Origin of the sequence: Noviherbaspirillum sp. UKPF54 (assembly GCF_007874125.1) — a bacterium.
Taxonomy (GTDB): Bacteria; Pseudomonadota; Gammaproteobacteria; order Burkholderiales; family Burkholderiaceae_D; genus Noviherbaspirillum.
Genome location: NZ_CP040128.1, coordinates 1415320 through 1430069, shown reverse-complemented (window position 1 = coordinate 1430069; position 14750 = coordinate 1415320). Strand labels below are relative to the sequence as shown.

15 protein-coding genes are annotated in these 14750 nt (G+C 62.5%); 2 read left to right on the top strand and 13 right to left on the bottom strand.

All coding sequences use genetic code 11. The features are described 5' to 3' along the window. The first annotated feature begins 36 nt into the window (after window positions 1-36). The gene (locus FAY22_RS06715; RefSeq protein ID WP_146329499.1) at window positions 37-282 is read left to right on the top strand and encodes a hypothetical protein; all 246 of its coding nucleotides are present in this window, start codon (window positions 37-39) and stop codon (window positions 280-282) included. Window positions 283-306: 24 nt separating this feature from the next. Here FAY22_RS06715 and FAY22_RS06710 read toward each other — a convergent pair whose 3' ends face one another. Together FAY22_RS06710 and FAY22_RS06705 are read right to left on the bottom strand one after the other, a co-directional pair. After that, window positions 307-525 carry a hypothetical protein gene (locus FAY22_RS06710; RefSeq protein ID WP_146329498.1) on the bottom strand — a complete coding sequence of 73 codons (219 nt, stop codon included), beginning with the start codon at window positions 523-525 and terminating at the stop codon, window positions 307-309. A 22-nt stretch (window positions 526-547) separates the two neighbouring features. Next, window positions 548-874, bottom strand: a complete 327-nt coding sequence (locus tag FAY22_RS06705; RefSeq protein ID WP_146329497.1) for a hypothetical protein — start codon at window positions 872-874, stop codon at window positions 548-550. Window positions 875-1054: 180 nt separating this feature from the next. On the opposite strand from FAY22_RS06705, the gene FAY22_RS06700 reads away from it, so the two are divergent. After that, window positions 1055-2131: a glycosyltransferase family 9 protein gene (locus FAY22_RS06700; RefSeq protein WP_146329496.1), complete on the top strand. Its 1077-nt coding sequence runs from the start codon at window positions 1055-1057 to the stop codon at window positions 2129-2131. Here FAY22_RS06700 and FAY22_RS06695 read toward each other — a convergent pair. From FAY22_RS06695 to tssB, 11 genes are all read right to left on the bottom strand, one after another. Further along, window positions 2094-3164 (bottom strand): glycosyltransferase family 9 protein, encoded by a 1071-nt coding sequence (locus FAY22_RS06695; RefSeq protein ID WP_146329495.1) that lies wholly within the window; start codon window positions 3162-3164, stop codon window positions 2094-2096. The two genes, FAY22_RS06700 and FAY22_RS06695, sit on opposite strands and share 38 nt — an antisense overlap. Further along, a complete protein-coding gene (locus FAY22_RS22305) occupies window positions 3157-4005 on the bottom strand; it encodes a glycosyltransferase family 2 protein (RefSeq protein WP_246860680.1) in 849 nt (282 codons plus the stop codon). Before FAY22_RS22305 ends, FAY22_RS06695 begins: the two co-directional genes overlap by 8 nt. Further along, entirely contained in the window at window positions 4002-4604 is a 603-nt protein-coding gene (locus FAY22_RS22300; RefSeq protein ID WP_146329494.1) for a DUF4254 domain-containing protein, read from the bottom strand. Before FAY22_RS22300 ends, FAY22_RS22305 begins: the two co-directional genes overlap by 4 nt. A 281-nt stretch (window positions 4605-4885) precedes the next feature. After that, window positions 4886-5950: a type VI secretion system protein TssA gene (gene tssA, locus FAY22_RS06680; RefSeq protein ID WP_146329493.1), complete on the bottom strand. Its 1065-nt coding sequence runs from the start codon at window positions 5948-5950 to the stop codon at window positions 4886-4888. Between the two features lie 10 nt (window positions 5951-5960). Continuing rightward, complete coding sequence (gene tssH, locus FAY22_RS06675; RefSeq protein ID WP_146333297.1) at window positions 5961-8663, bottom strand: type VI secretion system ATPase TssH; 2703 nt, start codon at window positions 8661-8663, stop codon at window positions 5961-5963. Between the two features lie 34 nt (window positions 8664-8697). Beyond that, the gene (gene tssG, locus FAY22_RS06670; RefSeq protein WP_146329492.1) at window positions 8698-9768 is read right to left on the bottom strand and encodes a type VI secretion system baseplate subunit TssG; all 1071 of its coding nucleotides are present in this window, start codon (window positions 9766-9768) and stop codon (window positions 8698-8700) included. Next, on the bottom strand, window positions 9732-11573 hold the full coding sequence (tssF, locus tag FAY22_RS06665) for a type VI secretion system baseplate subunit TssF (protein ID WP_146329491.1): 1842 nt from the start codon (window positions 11571-11573) through the stop codon (window positions 9732-9734). Before tssF ends, tssG begins: the two co-directional genes overlap by 37 nt. Before the next feature lie 13 nt (window positions 11574-11586). Continuing rightward, entirely contained in the window at window positions 11587-12096 is a 510-nt protein-coding gene (gene tssE / locus FAY22_RS06660) for a type VI secretion system baseplate subunit TssE (protein WP_146329490.1), read from the bottom strand. A 76-nt stretch (window positions 12097-12172) separates the two neighbouring features. Continuing rightward, the gene (locus tag FAY22_RS06655; protein ID WP_146329489.1) at window positions 12173-12679 is read right to left on the bottom strand and encodes a type VI secretion system tube protein Hcp; all 507 of its coding nucleotides are present in this window, start codon (window positions 12677-12679) and stop codon (window positions 12173-12175) included. A gap of 59 nt (window positions 12680-12738) precedes the next feature. Further along, window positions 12739-14223 carry a type VI secretion system contractile sheath large subunit gene (gene tssC, locus FAY22_RS06650; RefSeq protein WP_146329488.1) on the bottom strand — a complete coding sequence of 495 codons (1485 nt, stop codon included), beginning with the start codon at window positions 14221-14223 and terminating at the stop codon, window positions 12739-12741. Between the two features lies 1 nt (window position 14224). Continuing rightward, window positions 14225-14734, bottom strand: a complete 510-nt coding sequence (tssB, locus tag FAY22_RS06645; RefSeq protein WP_146329487.1) for a type VI secretion system contractile sheath small subunit — start codon at window positions 14732-14734, stop codon at window positions 14225-14227. Between the last annotated feature and the right edge of the window lie 16 nt (window positions 14735-14750).

The following is a 14750-nucleotide window of genomic DNA, read 5'->3' as shown; positions in this document are numbered from 1 at the left end:
CCGCCCCGCATGCGGATTGCTGCCACGACTACTGCCATGAATATCCATCCGACCAGCCACACGCCACCGCGTCCGCCACCGGAAATTCCGGTCACGCCGCATCCATCCCCTGACATCGAGCCGGCCCAGCGGCCAGAGCCGGAAATCCCGCAGGTGCCGGAAGAACCGGGCGTGCCTTCCTGGCCATCGGAGCCGGACATCACGCCGGACCCGGGATTGCCGGAAACGCCGCAGCCGACCGAAACTTCCTGTTCTGCGGAACGATACGCCATCGCTGCATGAGCAGCGATGGGCACGGTCGCGCCGCTACGGCGATACCGGATCGTCTGGATCCGGGTCGGATGGGATTTTCTGCGCCTGCTGCTGGCTGATGCGCTGCGGCTGGTGCGAACTACCTGCCTGCTGATTGCCGCCCGCGAAGCCCGCGTCGCCGGGGCCGGGCATGCCTTGGGTCGGAGCTGACGGGCCGCCCGCCGGCCCGGGCGCCTGTCTACCTTGCTGCGAGGATTTGTGCTGGCTATTCATAAGAACTCCTGCTGTTGTCGCCTCAGTGCAGCGTTTGTTTCAGCGCCGAAATCGCCTTGCGCGCCTGGCGCACCGCGACCTGCAACTGGTCGTCGACATAGTTGCCGCCCCCGAATACCTGCAGCGCGCGATCGCCGATTTTCGCCATCTTGTCGACGCACTGCTTGATTTCCCCATCGTCCTGGGTTTGTTCCACCAGTTCCCGGGTGTGATGGGACTCATGCTCCAGTTCGGCAAGACAGTTGCGCAATTGGTCAGGGGCATCGCCGCTCTGCTCGCATGTCTGCGCGGCATTGTGAATGCATTGCTCTACCTGGGAAAAACGGTCCTTGACCTGTTCGATCTGCATGATGAGCCCTTTCCTTTCCACATCGTCAAATGAGGTTTGTCAGATGCGGTTTTCGATAGTTCCGTCCTGCGTGCGTAAGCAAGATTGTCCGGTTGAACCACTGCCGTTGGCACTCGTCAAAACTTCGACATCGCCCACCGGGCGCTGCCCCGATCAAGAACAACACAGGAGAAAGCATCGATGACCTATCCCGGACAGGACAGCGCGGCGACCGGCCGCGCGGCGTCGCTGGCGCCCCCACTGCAGCGGCTGCATATCGAAAAAATCGCGGTATTCCGCGCGCTGCAGATCGGCGACATGCTGTGCGCGGTGCCTGCGCTGCGCGCGCTGCGCGCCGCCTTCCCGCAGGCGCACATTACCCTGATCGGCCTGCCGTGGGCGGCCCAGTTCGCGCGGCGCTTTCACTCCTACATTGACGACTTCGTCGCCTTTCCCGGCCATCCTGCCCTGCCTGAACAGCCGGCGCAGGAAGAACGCATTCCGGGTTTTTATCGCGACATGCGCGAGCGCGGTTTCGACCTCGCGCTGCAATTACATGGCAGCGGCCAGATCAGCAACGCGATCGTGCGCGGATTCGGCGCGCGTGAAAATGCCGGATTCGTGCTCGCCGATGACAGCGCGCAGCGCGCTGCGCTCTTCGTCGACTACCCGGAACAAGGCGCCGAGCCGCTGCGCCTGCTGCACCTGCCCCGACACCTGGGCGCGCCTGCGGACGACACCGACCTGGAGTTCCCGCTTATTCCGGAAGATGAACAGGAATTGCGCGCCGCTGGCATCGGTGCAGGCTTGCAGCCCGGCCGCTACATCTGCATCCATCCCGGCGCTCGCATGCGCCGCCGCTGCTGGCCGCCGCAATTATTTGCGCAGGTGGCGGACACGATCGCAAGCGAATACGGCATGCCGGTCGTGCTGACCGGCGCCGGCAGCGAAGCCGACCTGACGGCCGCGATCGCCGGCTGCATGCGCACTCCCGCAGTCGACGCCGCCCGGCCGATGTCGCTTGGCGCCATGGCGGCGCTGATGAGCAAGGCCCGCCTGCTGGTCTGCAACGATACCGGCGTATCGCATCTCGCCTCGGGCCTGAAACTGCCGAGCGTGGTCGTGTTCGGTACCGCGGACATGGAACGCTGGGGACCGATCGACCGCGAACTGCACCGCTGCGTGCGCGGCGCGGAAGGCGCCGAAGCCATCCTGGCGCAGGCACGCGCCCTGCTCGACGCTACCGATTCCGCAGCAGCTCCAACGCCAGTTCAGTGACTTCCCCGACCGGAACGTCCGCCACGAAGCTTTCGTCGTGCGGACAGCGCCGCCTCAGGTTTTCTTCGCCGCATACGGGGCAATGCGTGCGTACCGCCAGCGCCGCGCGGTGCCGGTCCTGCAGCAGCGGGCCGGATTCATGGAGATTGGTCAGCCAGTAGATACCGACCGCCGGCGTGCCGATCGCAAGCGCCAGGTGCAGCGGGCCGGTGTCGTTGGATACGAGCAACGCGCTGCGCTCCAGCAGTCCGCACAACCCGGCCAGCGAGATTTTTCCGCTCAGGTCGAATGCCGGGCGGCGCATCTGCCCTATGACGTCGCGCACCACGCCCGCTTCCGCCGCCGTGCCATGCACCGCGACGGCCGCTCCTTCGGCAGCCAGTGCGTCGGCCACGCGCGCAAAGCTGTGCGCCGGCCAGCGCCGCCGCGCATCGCTCGATCCCGGCTGGATCAGCACCAGCGGTTGCCCCGTTGCGGGCCTCATCACACGCGCCGCCTCCGCCCGGTCGCGCTCGGTCACTTCCAGCTCGCGCCCGAGCTCCAGGCGCCTCGCCCCCGCCAGCGCGGCGGCTTCCAGCAGCAGCAATCGCTTGTTCTGCAAGGCCGCATAGGCGATCCAGCGGTCCAGCGGTTCGGCATCCTGCGCCTTCAGCCCGACGGTCAGGCGCGCGCCCAGCCGCCGGATGAAGGGATTGGCATAGCGCCCGCCACCATAGAGCTGCAACGCCAGGTCGATATCGGCGGCGCGCAGCGCGGCCACGAAGTCATCAATCGCCCGCGCGTCGCACGCCTGTTGCAGCGGCGCGCCGACGCCGGGACACGGGGGAATCACCGCAACCTCGTCGACCGGGCCGGGCCGGTCCCTGAGGAACTCGGCATGCCACGGCTTACCGATGTAAACGATCCTCGCGCTCGGATACGCCGCGCGCAAGGCATGCAGCGCCGGCAAGGCGAAGATGAAGTCGCCCACTGCGTTCGGCCGCAGGACCGCGATTGTCCTGACGCCGGGCAGCACCTCGCCTGCTTCAGGCATTGCGTCCGGCCCGCTCGCGTTCGGAAACCGGCAGCACCTTGGGCGCGTCGACTTCCCGGCGCGGAACGGTGGTGGGCAATTCGAGGTGATAGGCGCCGGAGGGAATCATGCCGCAGCCGCCGAAGCGCTCCATCACGCGCAATTGCGCCAGCACGTCCTCGCCGCAGTGCTCGCACGGCAGCGCCGGCCAGAAGTCGAAGCCACCGACGGCGCGCAGCTTATCGGTGTCGAACAGCACGCAGCCGCCGATCCATGCCACCCGGTACAGCCGGGTTTCGCCCTTCCGCAGTCCGAGCCCGCACTCGACATGGAACAGGTTGGCCGCGCTGTGCAGGTGATGCCGCTCCCATGCCGCGCTGTCGGGCGACACCGCTTCCGGCTCCACCCTCCCTTCCCAGAACTCGATGTCCTGCTGGTGCGGACGGACATCGTCGATGAAGCTCAGGCCATGCAGGGCGCTGCCGACGAAACCGCAGCGTTGCGCGCGGATCGTCCGGTACAGGCGATCCAGTGTGTCCGGCTCCAGCATCACGTCGTCATCCAGGAACAGGCAATACGGCGCTGCGGCCTGCGACAGCAGGAAGGCGCGCTGTTCAGCCAGCCCGCGGCGCGGCAAATGACGCAGGGGCACCACCGCCCTGCCGCCTGCCTCCAGAATCCGCAGCAGCGCCCTCACCTCGGGCTGCTCGAACGCACTCCCGGGTTCCGACTGATCGGACACGATCACGCGGAAGTCCTGAAAGTCCTGCGAGTGCAAGGCTGCCAGGGTCACGGCCAGCGCGTACGGCCGGTTGCAGGTCGGGACCAGCACGTCGACCGCGCAGGCGGACGTTCCCATCATGCCCTCCGCGCATACAGGTAGGGATTGAGCGAAGGATCGTTATACATCTTGAACTGGCGGTAAACCTTGAAATACGCGCGCCCCTCGCTCGCCTCGGCCAGCAGGCGGTCGAAGCATGCGCCGAGATCCTCGCGCTGCTCCATCAGCCGTGCGAGCTTGGCTTGGCAGGACTGGACATGCGCGCGCTCCACGTCGAGGCGCAAGGTCTGCTGGCGCATGTGGTAGATCTTCAGACTCAGGATCGACAGGCGGTCGATCATGGCGCCGGCGGTTTCGCTGTTCAGCCGCGCATCGACGCCATGTTCATGCGCATTCAGTTGCGCCAGCAGCGCCTCGTCGATCGACTCGACCGCGTCGTTGCGCTTCTGGTTGTAACGGTCGATGAGGCGCTTGCAGCGGGCGATCTCCGCGGCATCGACGTCGGTGCGCCGCGCCTTGTCCTCTTCGTTCCACAGCAAATCGTTGTAGCGATGGTTCTCCTCGATCCAATGCCATACGCCAGAGTCGCATTCCGCTTCGCCACCGGCCAGCCATTTGGTACCGGAGATTTTTCGGTCGTGAAACTGAATGATCATTTCTGCCCGGAGATCTTCAATCATCGGCATCCTTTCCCGAAATTCATATACACGCTATCGCTAGCGTCGCTGCAAAATGAAAGTCGGGATCAAGCAGAAACCATGCTAACGGCTCTTCAGCCTGCTTCTCGCAGAGATTGTCATTAAAAGGCATGCAATCCGGTACTGCTGGCGCGTAGAGCTGGCGTCCAGTCTGCAATTTTGACTCTGGCCGGAGCGGAAAAAATACATGCAGCGATGGGCCGCAAGGATTTACCTTGCTGCTGCACAAAATCCCAATCGGAGATTCTTTCCCGAAAGTAGGCTCAACGGCGCGATGCGTCCTCGTCCGCTTCCAGCCCCAACAGCTCTTCGATATGGTCAAGCGATCCGCGGTCCTTGACCACGGATCGCAGCCACGCGTGCAGGGGCAACGATCCCCAGTGCGCCGCCTTGTCGGCAAGATAGGCTACCGGACTATGCGGCTCGGCATGCCGGAAATACGCCGCGACCTGGCGCAGCAATTCCAGCGCCTGCTGCCGGCTCGCGATTGTCGCGCCTGCCACCATCGGGCTTGCAGGCATGGGTAAGGAAGCGCATGCGGACTCGTCTGAGCCTGCCGCTCGCTCCTCGGCGTGTGGCAAGCCAATCTCCCTCGCCATCGCTTGCAGCCGCTCGCCGACCGCGCCGACAGCGTTGGCTAGCAGCGAAAAGGATGGACCGTCGGCGCCGAACAGCGCATCGCACGCCCGTTCGAGCTCGGCCACCGCGCGAATGCAGCGCTGCGCATCATCCAGCCATTGCGCAACCAGCACCTTGTCGGTTTTAGCGGCGGCCGCAGCGAACTGCTCGGGTGTCACCTTGCCCTCCAGCTCGGGATCCGCGCCCGGATTGCGCAGCAGCTGCTGCTGTCGCTGCCGGGCCGCCTCGTAATCGTTCAGGCTGTATCCTTGCGCCCCCGTAAGCGGAATCTGTCGCACCAGCTGCGCCATCCGTGACACAAACCATGTCATGGCGCCGATCCGTCTTTCCTGGTCGCCGTCGTCCGACCGGGGATGCATATCCTGCCCAAAACGCTCCAGCAGGCGGGCATTTGTTTCCATTCCTTCCGCCAACCCGCGCAACCCGCCGTTCTTCGCCAAGCCTTCGGCCATCCATGCCGCCAGCCGCAAATCCTTGCTGCGCCGCGCCAGCAGGTCGGCGCAGATATCGACCACGGCGTTCCAGTCCGCCTGCTTGAGCGCGGCCTGCCACTCGCCATAATCGACGGTCGGGTCATCCTCGCGCCGCGCTTCCTGGATACGATCGAACTCCGGGGAAAACGACAGATCTTCGCCGCACGGCGACTGGGCCGATACCGGCGCCAGCATATCGATAAATCGAGAATCCATGACACCTCAATCAGTTGATTCTGTAGCTGAACTCGCTGCCCTTGCCGACCGCAACCCTCACATTCCTGATCGTCTTTCCTTCCGCCATGCGTGCCAGCACGGTTTCCGCGATTTGCGGCAGCATGGTCCCGTTCAGGATGTGATCAACATTGCGCGCGCCTGCATCGACTTCGGTGCAGCGCGCCAGCACCGCTTCCACCACATCGTCGCTGTAGGAGAAGGCCGCCTTGTGATTCGCTTCGATGCGGTGCTTGATGCGGTCGAGCTTGAGGCGGATGATGTCGGCCAGGATTTCGTCCGGCAGCGGAAAATACGGGATGACCTTCACCCGGCCGAGGAAGGCCGGTTTGAACGCCTTGTATAACGGCGGCCTGATCATCTCGCCCAGGGTTTCCATGTCGGGCAATTCGTCGCACTTCCTGTTCAGGCATGCCTGCATGATTACTTGCGACGCCACATTCGACGTCAGGATGATGACGGTGTTGCGAAAATCGATTTCCCGCCCCTCGGCGTCGTCCATTACCCCCTTGTCGAACACCTGGAAAAAAAGCTCCAGCACATCCGGATGCGCCTTTTCTACCTCATCCAGCAACACCACGCTGTACGGTTTCCTGCGCACGGCTTCCGTCAGCACACCGCCTTCGCCGTAACCGACATACCCCGGCGGCGATCCCTTCAGCCCGGCGACGGAATGCGCCTCCTGGTATTCGGACATATTGATGGTGATCAGGTTGCGTTCGCCGCCGTACAGGATTTCGGCAAGTGCCAGCGCAGTTTCCGTCTTGCCGACGCCGGACGGTCCGACGAACAGGAACACGCCTTTCGGCCGATGCGGGTCCGCGATATTGGCTCGCGCCGTGCGCACGCGCTGCGCGACCTGTTCCAGCGCATGCGGCTGCCCCACCACGCGCTGTTCCAGCAAAGGCTTGAGGTTCAGCACGGTCTTGATCTCATCCTTGACCATTCTCCCGAGCGGAATACCCGTCCACGCCGCAACGATTTCCCCCACCGCCTGCGCGTCGACGCACACCGGCACCAGCGGCGCTTCCCCTTGCAGGGTGCGTAATTCCTCATGCAGCTCCGCTAATTCCTTCATTTTCAGCAGGCTTGCCGTCGGCAACCGCTTTCTTCCCTGTGGCTCGGCAGCGCACTTTGCCGCCCCCTCCTGTCTCTCTTCGTGGGCGCCTTCCAGACTGGCGCGCAGTGTCCGGATCTGCGCAGCCAGCTGCTTTTCCCTTTCCCATCGCTCTTCGTGTGACTGCATCACACTGCGATTCCGGTCGCGCCTGTCCTGCATCTCGCGCAGGCGCTCCTGGTGCGGCGCGCCGGCCGCCAACTCGCGCTCCAGCGCGGAAATTTCGACGGATAAAAGTTCATCCAAGCGTCGCGCATCCTCGATTGTCGCCGGAACGGCCGCCTGCCCCGTCGCCACCCGCGCGCATGCGGTGTCGAGCACGCTGATTGCCTTGTCCGGCAACTGGCGTCCGCTGATGTAACGGGCCGACAGGCGCACTGCTTCCGTGATCGCCTCCTCCATTACCCGTACGCCGAAGTGGCTTTCCATCCTGGCGGCCAGGCCGCGCAACATTGAGCAGGCCACGGCCTCGCTCGGCTCCTCTACCTTGACCACCTGGAAGCGCCGCGCCAGCGCCGCATCCTTCTCGAAATACTTCTTGTATTCGCTCCAGGTCGTCGCCGCAATGGTGCGCAGCTCGCCACGTGCCAGCGCCGGCTTGAGCAGGTTGGCGGCATCGTTCTGCCCGGCCTGACCGCCGGCGCCGATCATGGTGTGCGCCTCGTCGATGAAGAGAATGATCGGATGCGGGCTGCACGCAACCTCGGCGATGACGTTGCGCAGGCGGTTTTCGAACTCGCCCTTAACGCTCGCCCCGGCCTGCAGCAAGCCGAGATCGAGCACGTGCAACGCGACTCCGGCCAGCGCCGGAGGCACTTCGCCGTCGGCGATGCGCTGCGCCAGGCCTTCGGCCACCGCTGTCTTACCGACGCCGGCCTCGCCGGTGAGGATGGGATTGTTCTGGCGACGCCGCATCAGGATATCGATGGCCTGCCTGATTTCGGCGTCGCGCCCGATCACCGGATCGATCTTTCCGGCCTTCGCGCGCCGGGTAAGGTTGACGGTGAACTGGTCGAGCGCTGGCGTCGTTCCGGCTCGGGTCGCTCGGTCTTCTGTCATCCCGGAATCAGCCAATTCTTTCGCGTCGCATGCGGCGATTGGCGCTTCAGGAAAGCCGGCGGTCAGTTCAGACAATCTGTGCTTGATGTCCTCGGTGCTGAAGCGCATGAACTGCCGCGACGCCCGATATGCCAATTGCGAAAGGTCGCGCTCGGAAAGCAGGGCCAGCAGCAGGTGCGCACTGCGAATGCACATTGCCTCGCCGTCGAGCGATGCCAGCAGCCAAGAACGCTCGAACAGCTTGAGCAGGTTTCCGGAGAATACCGGCGTGCGGCTGTTCCCTGCCCTCAAGCTTGCAAGCTCCTCGACAAGGTCATTTTCCATCGCCTGCGCACCGATGCCGTAATGCCTGGCCAGAAGCGCGACATCACTTTGTGCATCGCCGAGCAGCGCCAGGAAAAGATGTTCCAAGTCCACTTCATACTGCCCTCGCGAGACGCAGTCGTTGACTGCCCGCTCTGTGGCTTTCTTGCAGGTTGAGTTGAGCTTTGCGATGAGCACTTTCAGGTTGGCGGTCATGATGTCGGTGAAAAACGGGAAAAAGTGGCGGAAGTCAGGAAGCGGCGGCGTGCAGCATATAGCGGACGTCATGCGCGTCCGATCTCGCGGGCGACGTGGCAAGCCAGCCGTTCCACCCGAGGCGTGCATTTCCCATGGGGCCTCCCAGCGTGGTCGCGGCGACATCGCATCCTGCAAGGAGGAGCTGTACCTCGCAGTCGATGGTGACGCCGACCATCAGCCGATAAAGGCGCTGCAGGTTGCGCGCAGCCGGAGCGTCAGGCAGGAATGTGTCGAACTGCCGCTTGCGCAGCGGACCGAGCACGAGCCGCATTTTGCTCTGTCTATCCCACACCCTGGCACCACAAAATGTGGTCTTTCCAAGCTCGCAGTTCGCCGTGCCGAGCGCCGTGCGTTCATGTACCGGCAGATCAAGCCAGCCGCCAACGAACTGCTCGACGCGGCAACGCACCTGGAAATAATCGCTTGCGATTTGCGCAAAGCGCAACGCAGAACGCGGCCGTTCGCGCAGCGCGCCGGCATAATAGGCCAGCGATTCGTCGGCAATACCGCCGGCTGCGCCGATATTCCGCCCGCCTAGGCCACGCAAGCCGAAGCCCGCCAGGCTCAGTAGCTGCGGCAGGAAGCGGTTGGCGCGTTCGGCCTCGTATTGCAGATGCAAGCGCGACCGCAGCCAGCTCTTGTAGAACAGCGTCACCGCGCGGTTCGTGAAAATGTCCAGGAATGCGCGGGTGGAGCCATCGCGATGGTAAGTTTCGCGCTCGGCGACGTGCTGCGTATAGTGCCTCGGCAGCACTCCCATCGGTCCGGTCAGCCCAATAAATGACGGGGTCAACGTGACCATCCCGGATGCTCCGGGCTGACTTGGCGCCGGCAATTCGTCGGGCTGGAATTCGAGCGTTTCAATTTCGCTGGGAGGAAAGGCGAGCGAGATCGAGCTGCGGAACCGGATCAGCTGGCCGAGCACGTCCAGGTCAGTCCGGCACTGCCGGCGCCGGTAATGCATCGTCAACAGGCGTACCGCCTGGAAGAATTCAAAACGCTGGGGCTCGCTACGCAAGCGCTCGATCAGGCCAGGATCGATTCGCCGTTTCTTGGCTGGCATTTCAGCAGCTCCTGACCCGATTGTTTAGAAACCAGCACCAGTTGGACAAAACTGTTGGCGTGCGCATACAGCCCGAAAAAATGATCCAGCACCTGGGCAAACACGAACAGCCCGATACCGGCGTAATGGCTCTCGTCCACCGTCACCCGGATCTCCAGTCCGCGCACGAATACGGGGAACGGATTGCCGGCGATGCGCGCCGTGGCCGGGCGATTCTCGATGGCAGCGATGCCGCTGATCTGCCTGGTGTTCGCGCTCGAGCGCGTAATATCGTAGAGCGTCAAGATCTCCCTGATCGCATCCACGCCCTGTCCGGACAACGAAAGATGATTGAGCGAAAGTTGCGATATCAGGCGCCACTGGGCGCCGCGCCCGCGCGGAAAACGGTAGCCGGGCGTCGGCTTGCGCAGCAGCCGGATGGCTTTCGCGACCGAGCCGCCTTCGATGAACAGGTCGCCGTCCGCCATCCCGAACGGCAGCTGTGACGGCAATTCGCGGTTGGTGCAGGTCAGTTCCAAGCTCAGGGTATGCGTCTGCGACCGGCTGGTATCGAGGCTGTCGTCCACCAGCGACAGTTCCAGCGTATAGTTTTCCGCCACGTCGCCATCCGAATAGCTGGCATGCCAGTAACACGCCGGTCCGTCATGCAGCTCGCCGTGCCGGATCGAATAGAATGGCTTGAATTCCCTTACCTCCTCCTCTTCCAGGCTCTGTCTCACCTGGAATACGCGCCTGATGTCGTATATTTCGTACGCCTGCGGCCGCCGGCTGTCGACAATGACCGGATAACCGACAGCGGTATTAGTCATGCGTATCGGCTCGGGAATCTGTTTGAACAGATTCACGACCGGCGTGCAGCCGAGCACGAAGTTATCCTTGCTCACCCGGTCCAGCAGGTTGCCCGCCGCCTTGACGCCAGTGCCTTCCCGCAGCCCGATGCGGATTTCGACGCTACGCGCATGCTGTGGCAGCCGTCCTTTCAAGCCGCTCAGATCGAGATCGAAGAAATTGAACTTTTCAGGGAAAACAAAGTATTCGAGCAGCAGCTGGTAAGCGCGATGGGTTTTTGCATCCGTCTCCAGCAATGCATCTTCGGCATCGAAACCGACCGGCTGGATTGCATGCAGCGGCAGTTCGATTTTTTCCGCCGCAAGCGGAGTCGTCACCCAGATCCCTGCAGCGCCGGACATCAACGCTTCCCGCAGCGATGCGGTCAGCGAAGGATCGCCGTTCAGGAAAAACCTGAGTCGGCCAACGCCAAGAGTGTCGAGAGCGGCGCTTTCTGAGAGCGCCTGCAGTTCGATGCGGATGACGGAAGCGGTCGAGCGAGCGACACTTGAGCGCAGGCCGGCGATATCGAAAGCATTTTCATGAGCTGCCCGGGCGATCCGTAATGGCCAAAGCTCGGTTTCATATGCAGTGCGAAAGCGGCACGCCACGCCGCGCACCGGGCGCGTATGCAGCATCGCGTGTCGCGGGACGCGCACAGCCTTGGTCATTTGCGCTGCGCCACCGCCGCAGTCGAAATGAGCGATCGAAACCGATGGGAACGGGCGCAGGTACTGCGGATAAAGCACCTGCAGCAGGGAATCGGTCACTTCCGGGAAGTCGTCGTCAAGCTTTTTGTGGATGCGCCCGGCCAGGAAGGCAAACGACTCGATCAGCCGTTCGATGTGAGGATCTTCACAGGTTTCACCCGACAGCAGCAGTCGGCTGGCGACTTTCGGGTAGCGCTTGGCAAAGTCATGCGACAGCCTCCTGAGGAAGGTCAGCTCGCGCTCATAATATGGCAGCAGGGATTCCATGAATGTCCGGTGTTCAGATAGGTGCGAGTCGTCTTGCCTTGTTCACCGAGTACTGCAGCGTGGACGGCTGCAGCAGCGCGTCGAAGAACACCGGCTCGGCCGACGGATGGACCACCAGCAGCGCATTGATCGCAAAGCGCAGCCGGTTGACGGCCCCGTTTTCCAGTTCGAGCGACACGCGCACCTGCTTGAGCCGGCGCTCGTGAATCGAGATCGTGCGTTCGAGCGAACGGCAGATATGGCTCCTATCGCCCGGATTGGCCAGGCTGAGACCCACGAAATCACTCATGCCATAACTTGAGATCGAACGCAGGGCTTGCGGATATCTTCCGAAAACCTCGTCGTCAAAAGCGCAGCGCGAATTCAGAAGCGCCTCTAGATCGCGCGCGACGGATTCCTTCAATTCCTCCGCCGTAATCAGGCGCAGCGGTTGCCGCTCCGCCGGCTCGCACGGCGCCTCGTCGGCCAGGCGTTCAAAAAGCGTCGGTGAATATTTGGCGCAAGGAGAGGAACCGTGGTTCATTGAATCAATTGGCCTGAAAAAATGTTGCGGCGCATGCGAGGCGCCGCAATCAGGTAATGGAAAAAGCAGCCGCGAATTAAACCGCTTCGGTCGCCTTGTTCTTCGACAGGCTCCACATCTGCGGATTGCTGCCGCCCTTCTTGCCGTCGATGCCCTGCACCGTGTAAGTCCACTTCACCGACGCATATTTCAGCGCGACGGTTTCAGTCGGCAAGCCCTCTTCCGCCACCGCCGGCGTCACCGACGAGATGATGACGTGGTTCAGCACGATTTCCAGGTACTTGACCTTGTCCTTGCCGGACGCCCGCATGAACTCGATCGTGACCTTGTTGAAGGTATCGCCCTGGCTGCAGGCCAGCCAGATCGAGGGGCTGGTCGAATCGATATCCTTGACGAACACCATGTCGCCATGTTCGCAGCGTTCAGCGGTATGGCCGCCGGAAGTGCTTGCCGTCGCCGATTTCGGCTGGCGAATCAAGTGGCTCCAGGACAGTGCCTCGAGCCACTTGGAGTGGGCCTCGTCGCGCGACTCGCCTTCGATCTTGGTATCGCCCCCCTCAAACTTCAGGTATATATCTTTCATTCTTTAAAGCTCCTTTTTATAGTAGGCACGCGAGTGCCGGCTTGGTTGCAACAACAACGCTACGCCTTTGCCGACTGCGGCAATTCGGCCACCAGGCGCAGCGACACGCTGAGTTCGTCAAGCTGGAAATGAGGCCGCAGGAAAGTGACGGCGCGATAAACGCCAGGGCGGCCCGGCACTTCCGATACCTGCACCGCCGCTTCGCGCAACGGGTATTGCGCCTTGACTTCCTGGGATGCAGAGTCATCCATCACGACATACTGCGCCAGCCAGTTGTTCAAAAACTGCTCGACGTTGGCTGCGGCGGCGAAGCTGCCGATCTTGTCGCGCATCATCGACTTCAGGTAATGCGCGATGCGGCAGGACGCGAAGACGTATTGCAGTTGTGCCGACAGCACGGCATTGGCATTGGCGGCATCGGTGTTGTATTTCCGGGCGCGCTGCGCAGACTGCGCTCCGAAAAATGCCGCGTAATCGGTGTTCTTGCAGTGGACCAGAGGGATGAAGCCGAGGTCGCTCAACTCCTTTTCGCGGCGATCAGTGATCGCGATTTCAGTCGGGCACTTCAGCGCGATTTCGCCGTCGTCGGTCTTGAACGTGTGGGTCGGCAAGTCCTCCACCAGACCGCCGCCTTCCACTCCGCGGATCGCCGCGCACCAGCCGAAATGCTCGAACGCTCCGGTCAGGCGCGCGGCAAAGGCATACGCGGCATTCACCCACAGGTATTTATGGTGATCGGCGCCATCCACGTCTTCGGCAAAATTGAAGCCGTCGACCACCGTACCCTCCTTCGGGTGGTATGGCATCCGCCCCAGGAAGCGCGGCACGACAAGGCCGACATAGCGCGCGTCCTCCGACTCGCGAAAGGACTTCCATTTGACGTATTCGAGGGTGTCGAACACCTTTGCCAGGTCGCGCGGCTTGCCCAGGTCGGCGAACGACTCCAGCCCCAGCAGTTCCGGCGAAGCGGAGGAAATGAATGGCGCGTGGGCAGCGGCTGCAACATGCGACATCTGCTCGATGAAATACATGTCTTCCGGCTGGCGCGTGATTTCGTAGTCGCCGAGCAGCGCGCCGAAAGGCGCTCCGCCGAATGTTCCGAACTCTTCCTCGTAGACCTTCTTGAACAGCGCGCTCTGATCGAAGTCGATGGCGTTGCTGAAGTCGCGCACCAGGTCTTTCTTTGAAGCGTTGAGGACCTTGATTTTCAGCGTGTCCCCGGTCGAGGTGTGCTTGCACAGATAATGCAGGCCGCGCCAGGTGCTTTCCAGTTGCTGGAATTCCGGCGCATGCAGGATTTCGCTGAGCTGCTCCGAGATGAGCTCGTCCAGTTCGGCGATACGCGCATCCAAAGTCGCCGCTAGGTTGTTCGACACGACCACGGTGCCGTCCATGACCTGCGCCACCAATTCGCTGATCAAGTCTCTTGCGCGAGCGCGTTCGCTGTCCGAACGTGCCACCCTGCTCTGGGTAATTACCTGGTCGAGCAGGCTTTCCGAAGCCTGCTCCGCATATGCCTGAACGGCTTGAGCTTGGGCTGCCATATCAGTCCTCCGCGCGCTTGGCTTCGTCACCGAGCCGTTTCAGTTTCTCGGTATTCGCCAGCACCTCGCTCAATACGTCTTCCAGCTTGTCGTTCGCGGCAAGCTTGTTGCGCAAGTCCGACAGCCTGGTGCGCGCTTCGAGCAATTTGCGCAGCGGTTCCACCTGCTGCACCACGGACTCCGGCCGGAAGTCGTCGATCGACTTGAAGCTGAGGTCGACGGCGAATTCGCCGCCCTGATCGCCGAGCGTGTTCCTGACGCGACATGCGGTTCTCGGCGCGATACCCCTCATCACGTCGTCGAAATTGTCCATGTCGACGTTAACGAATTTGCGCTCTTTCAGCTTGGGCAACGGATTTCCGGAGCTTCCTGAAAAATCGCCCATTACGCCGACCACGAACGGAATCTCCTTCTGTTCGATGGCGTCGCCGATTTCGACGTCATAAGTCAGTTGTACCCGGGGCGGGCGGACGCGTTGCAGCTTCTTCTGCACGCTTTCTTTCTTGGACATGGATTTTCCTTCCGAT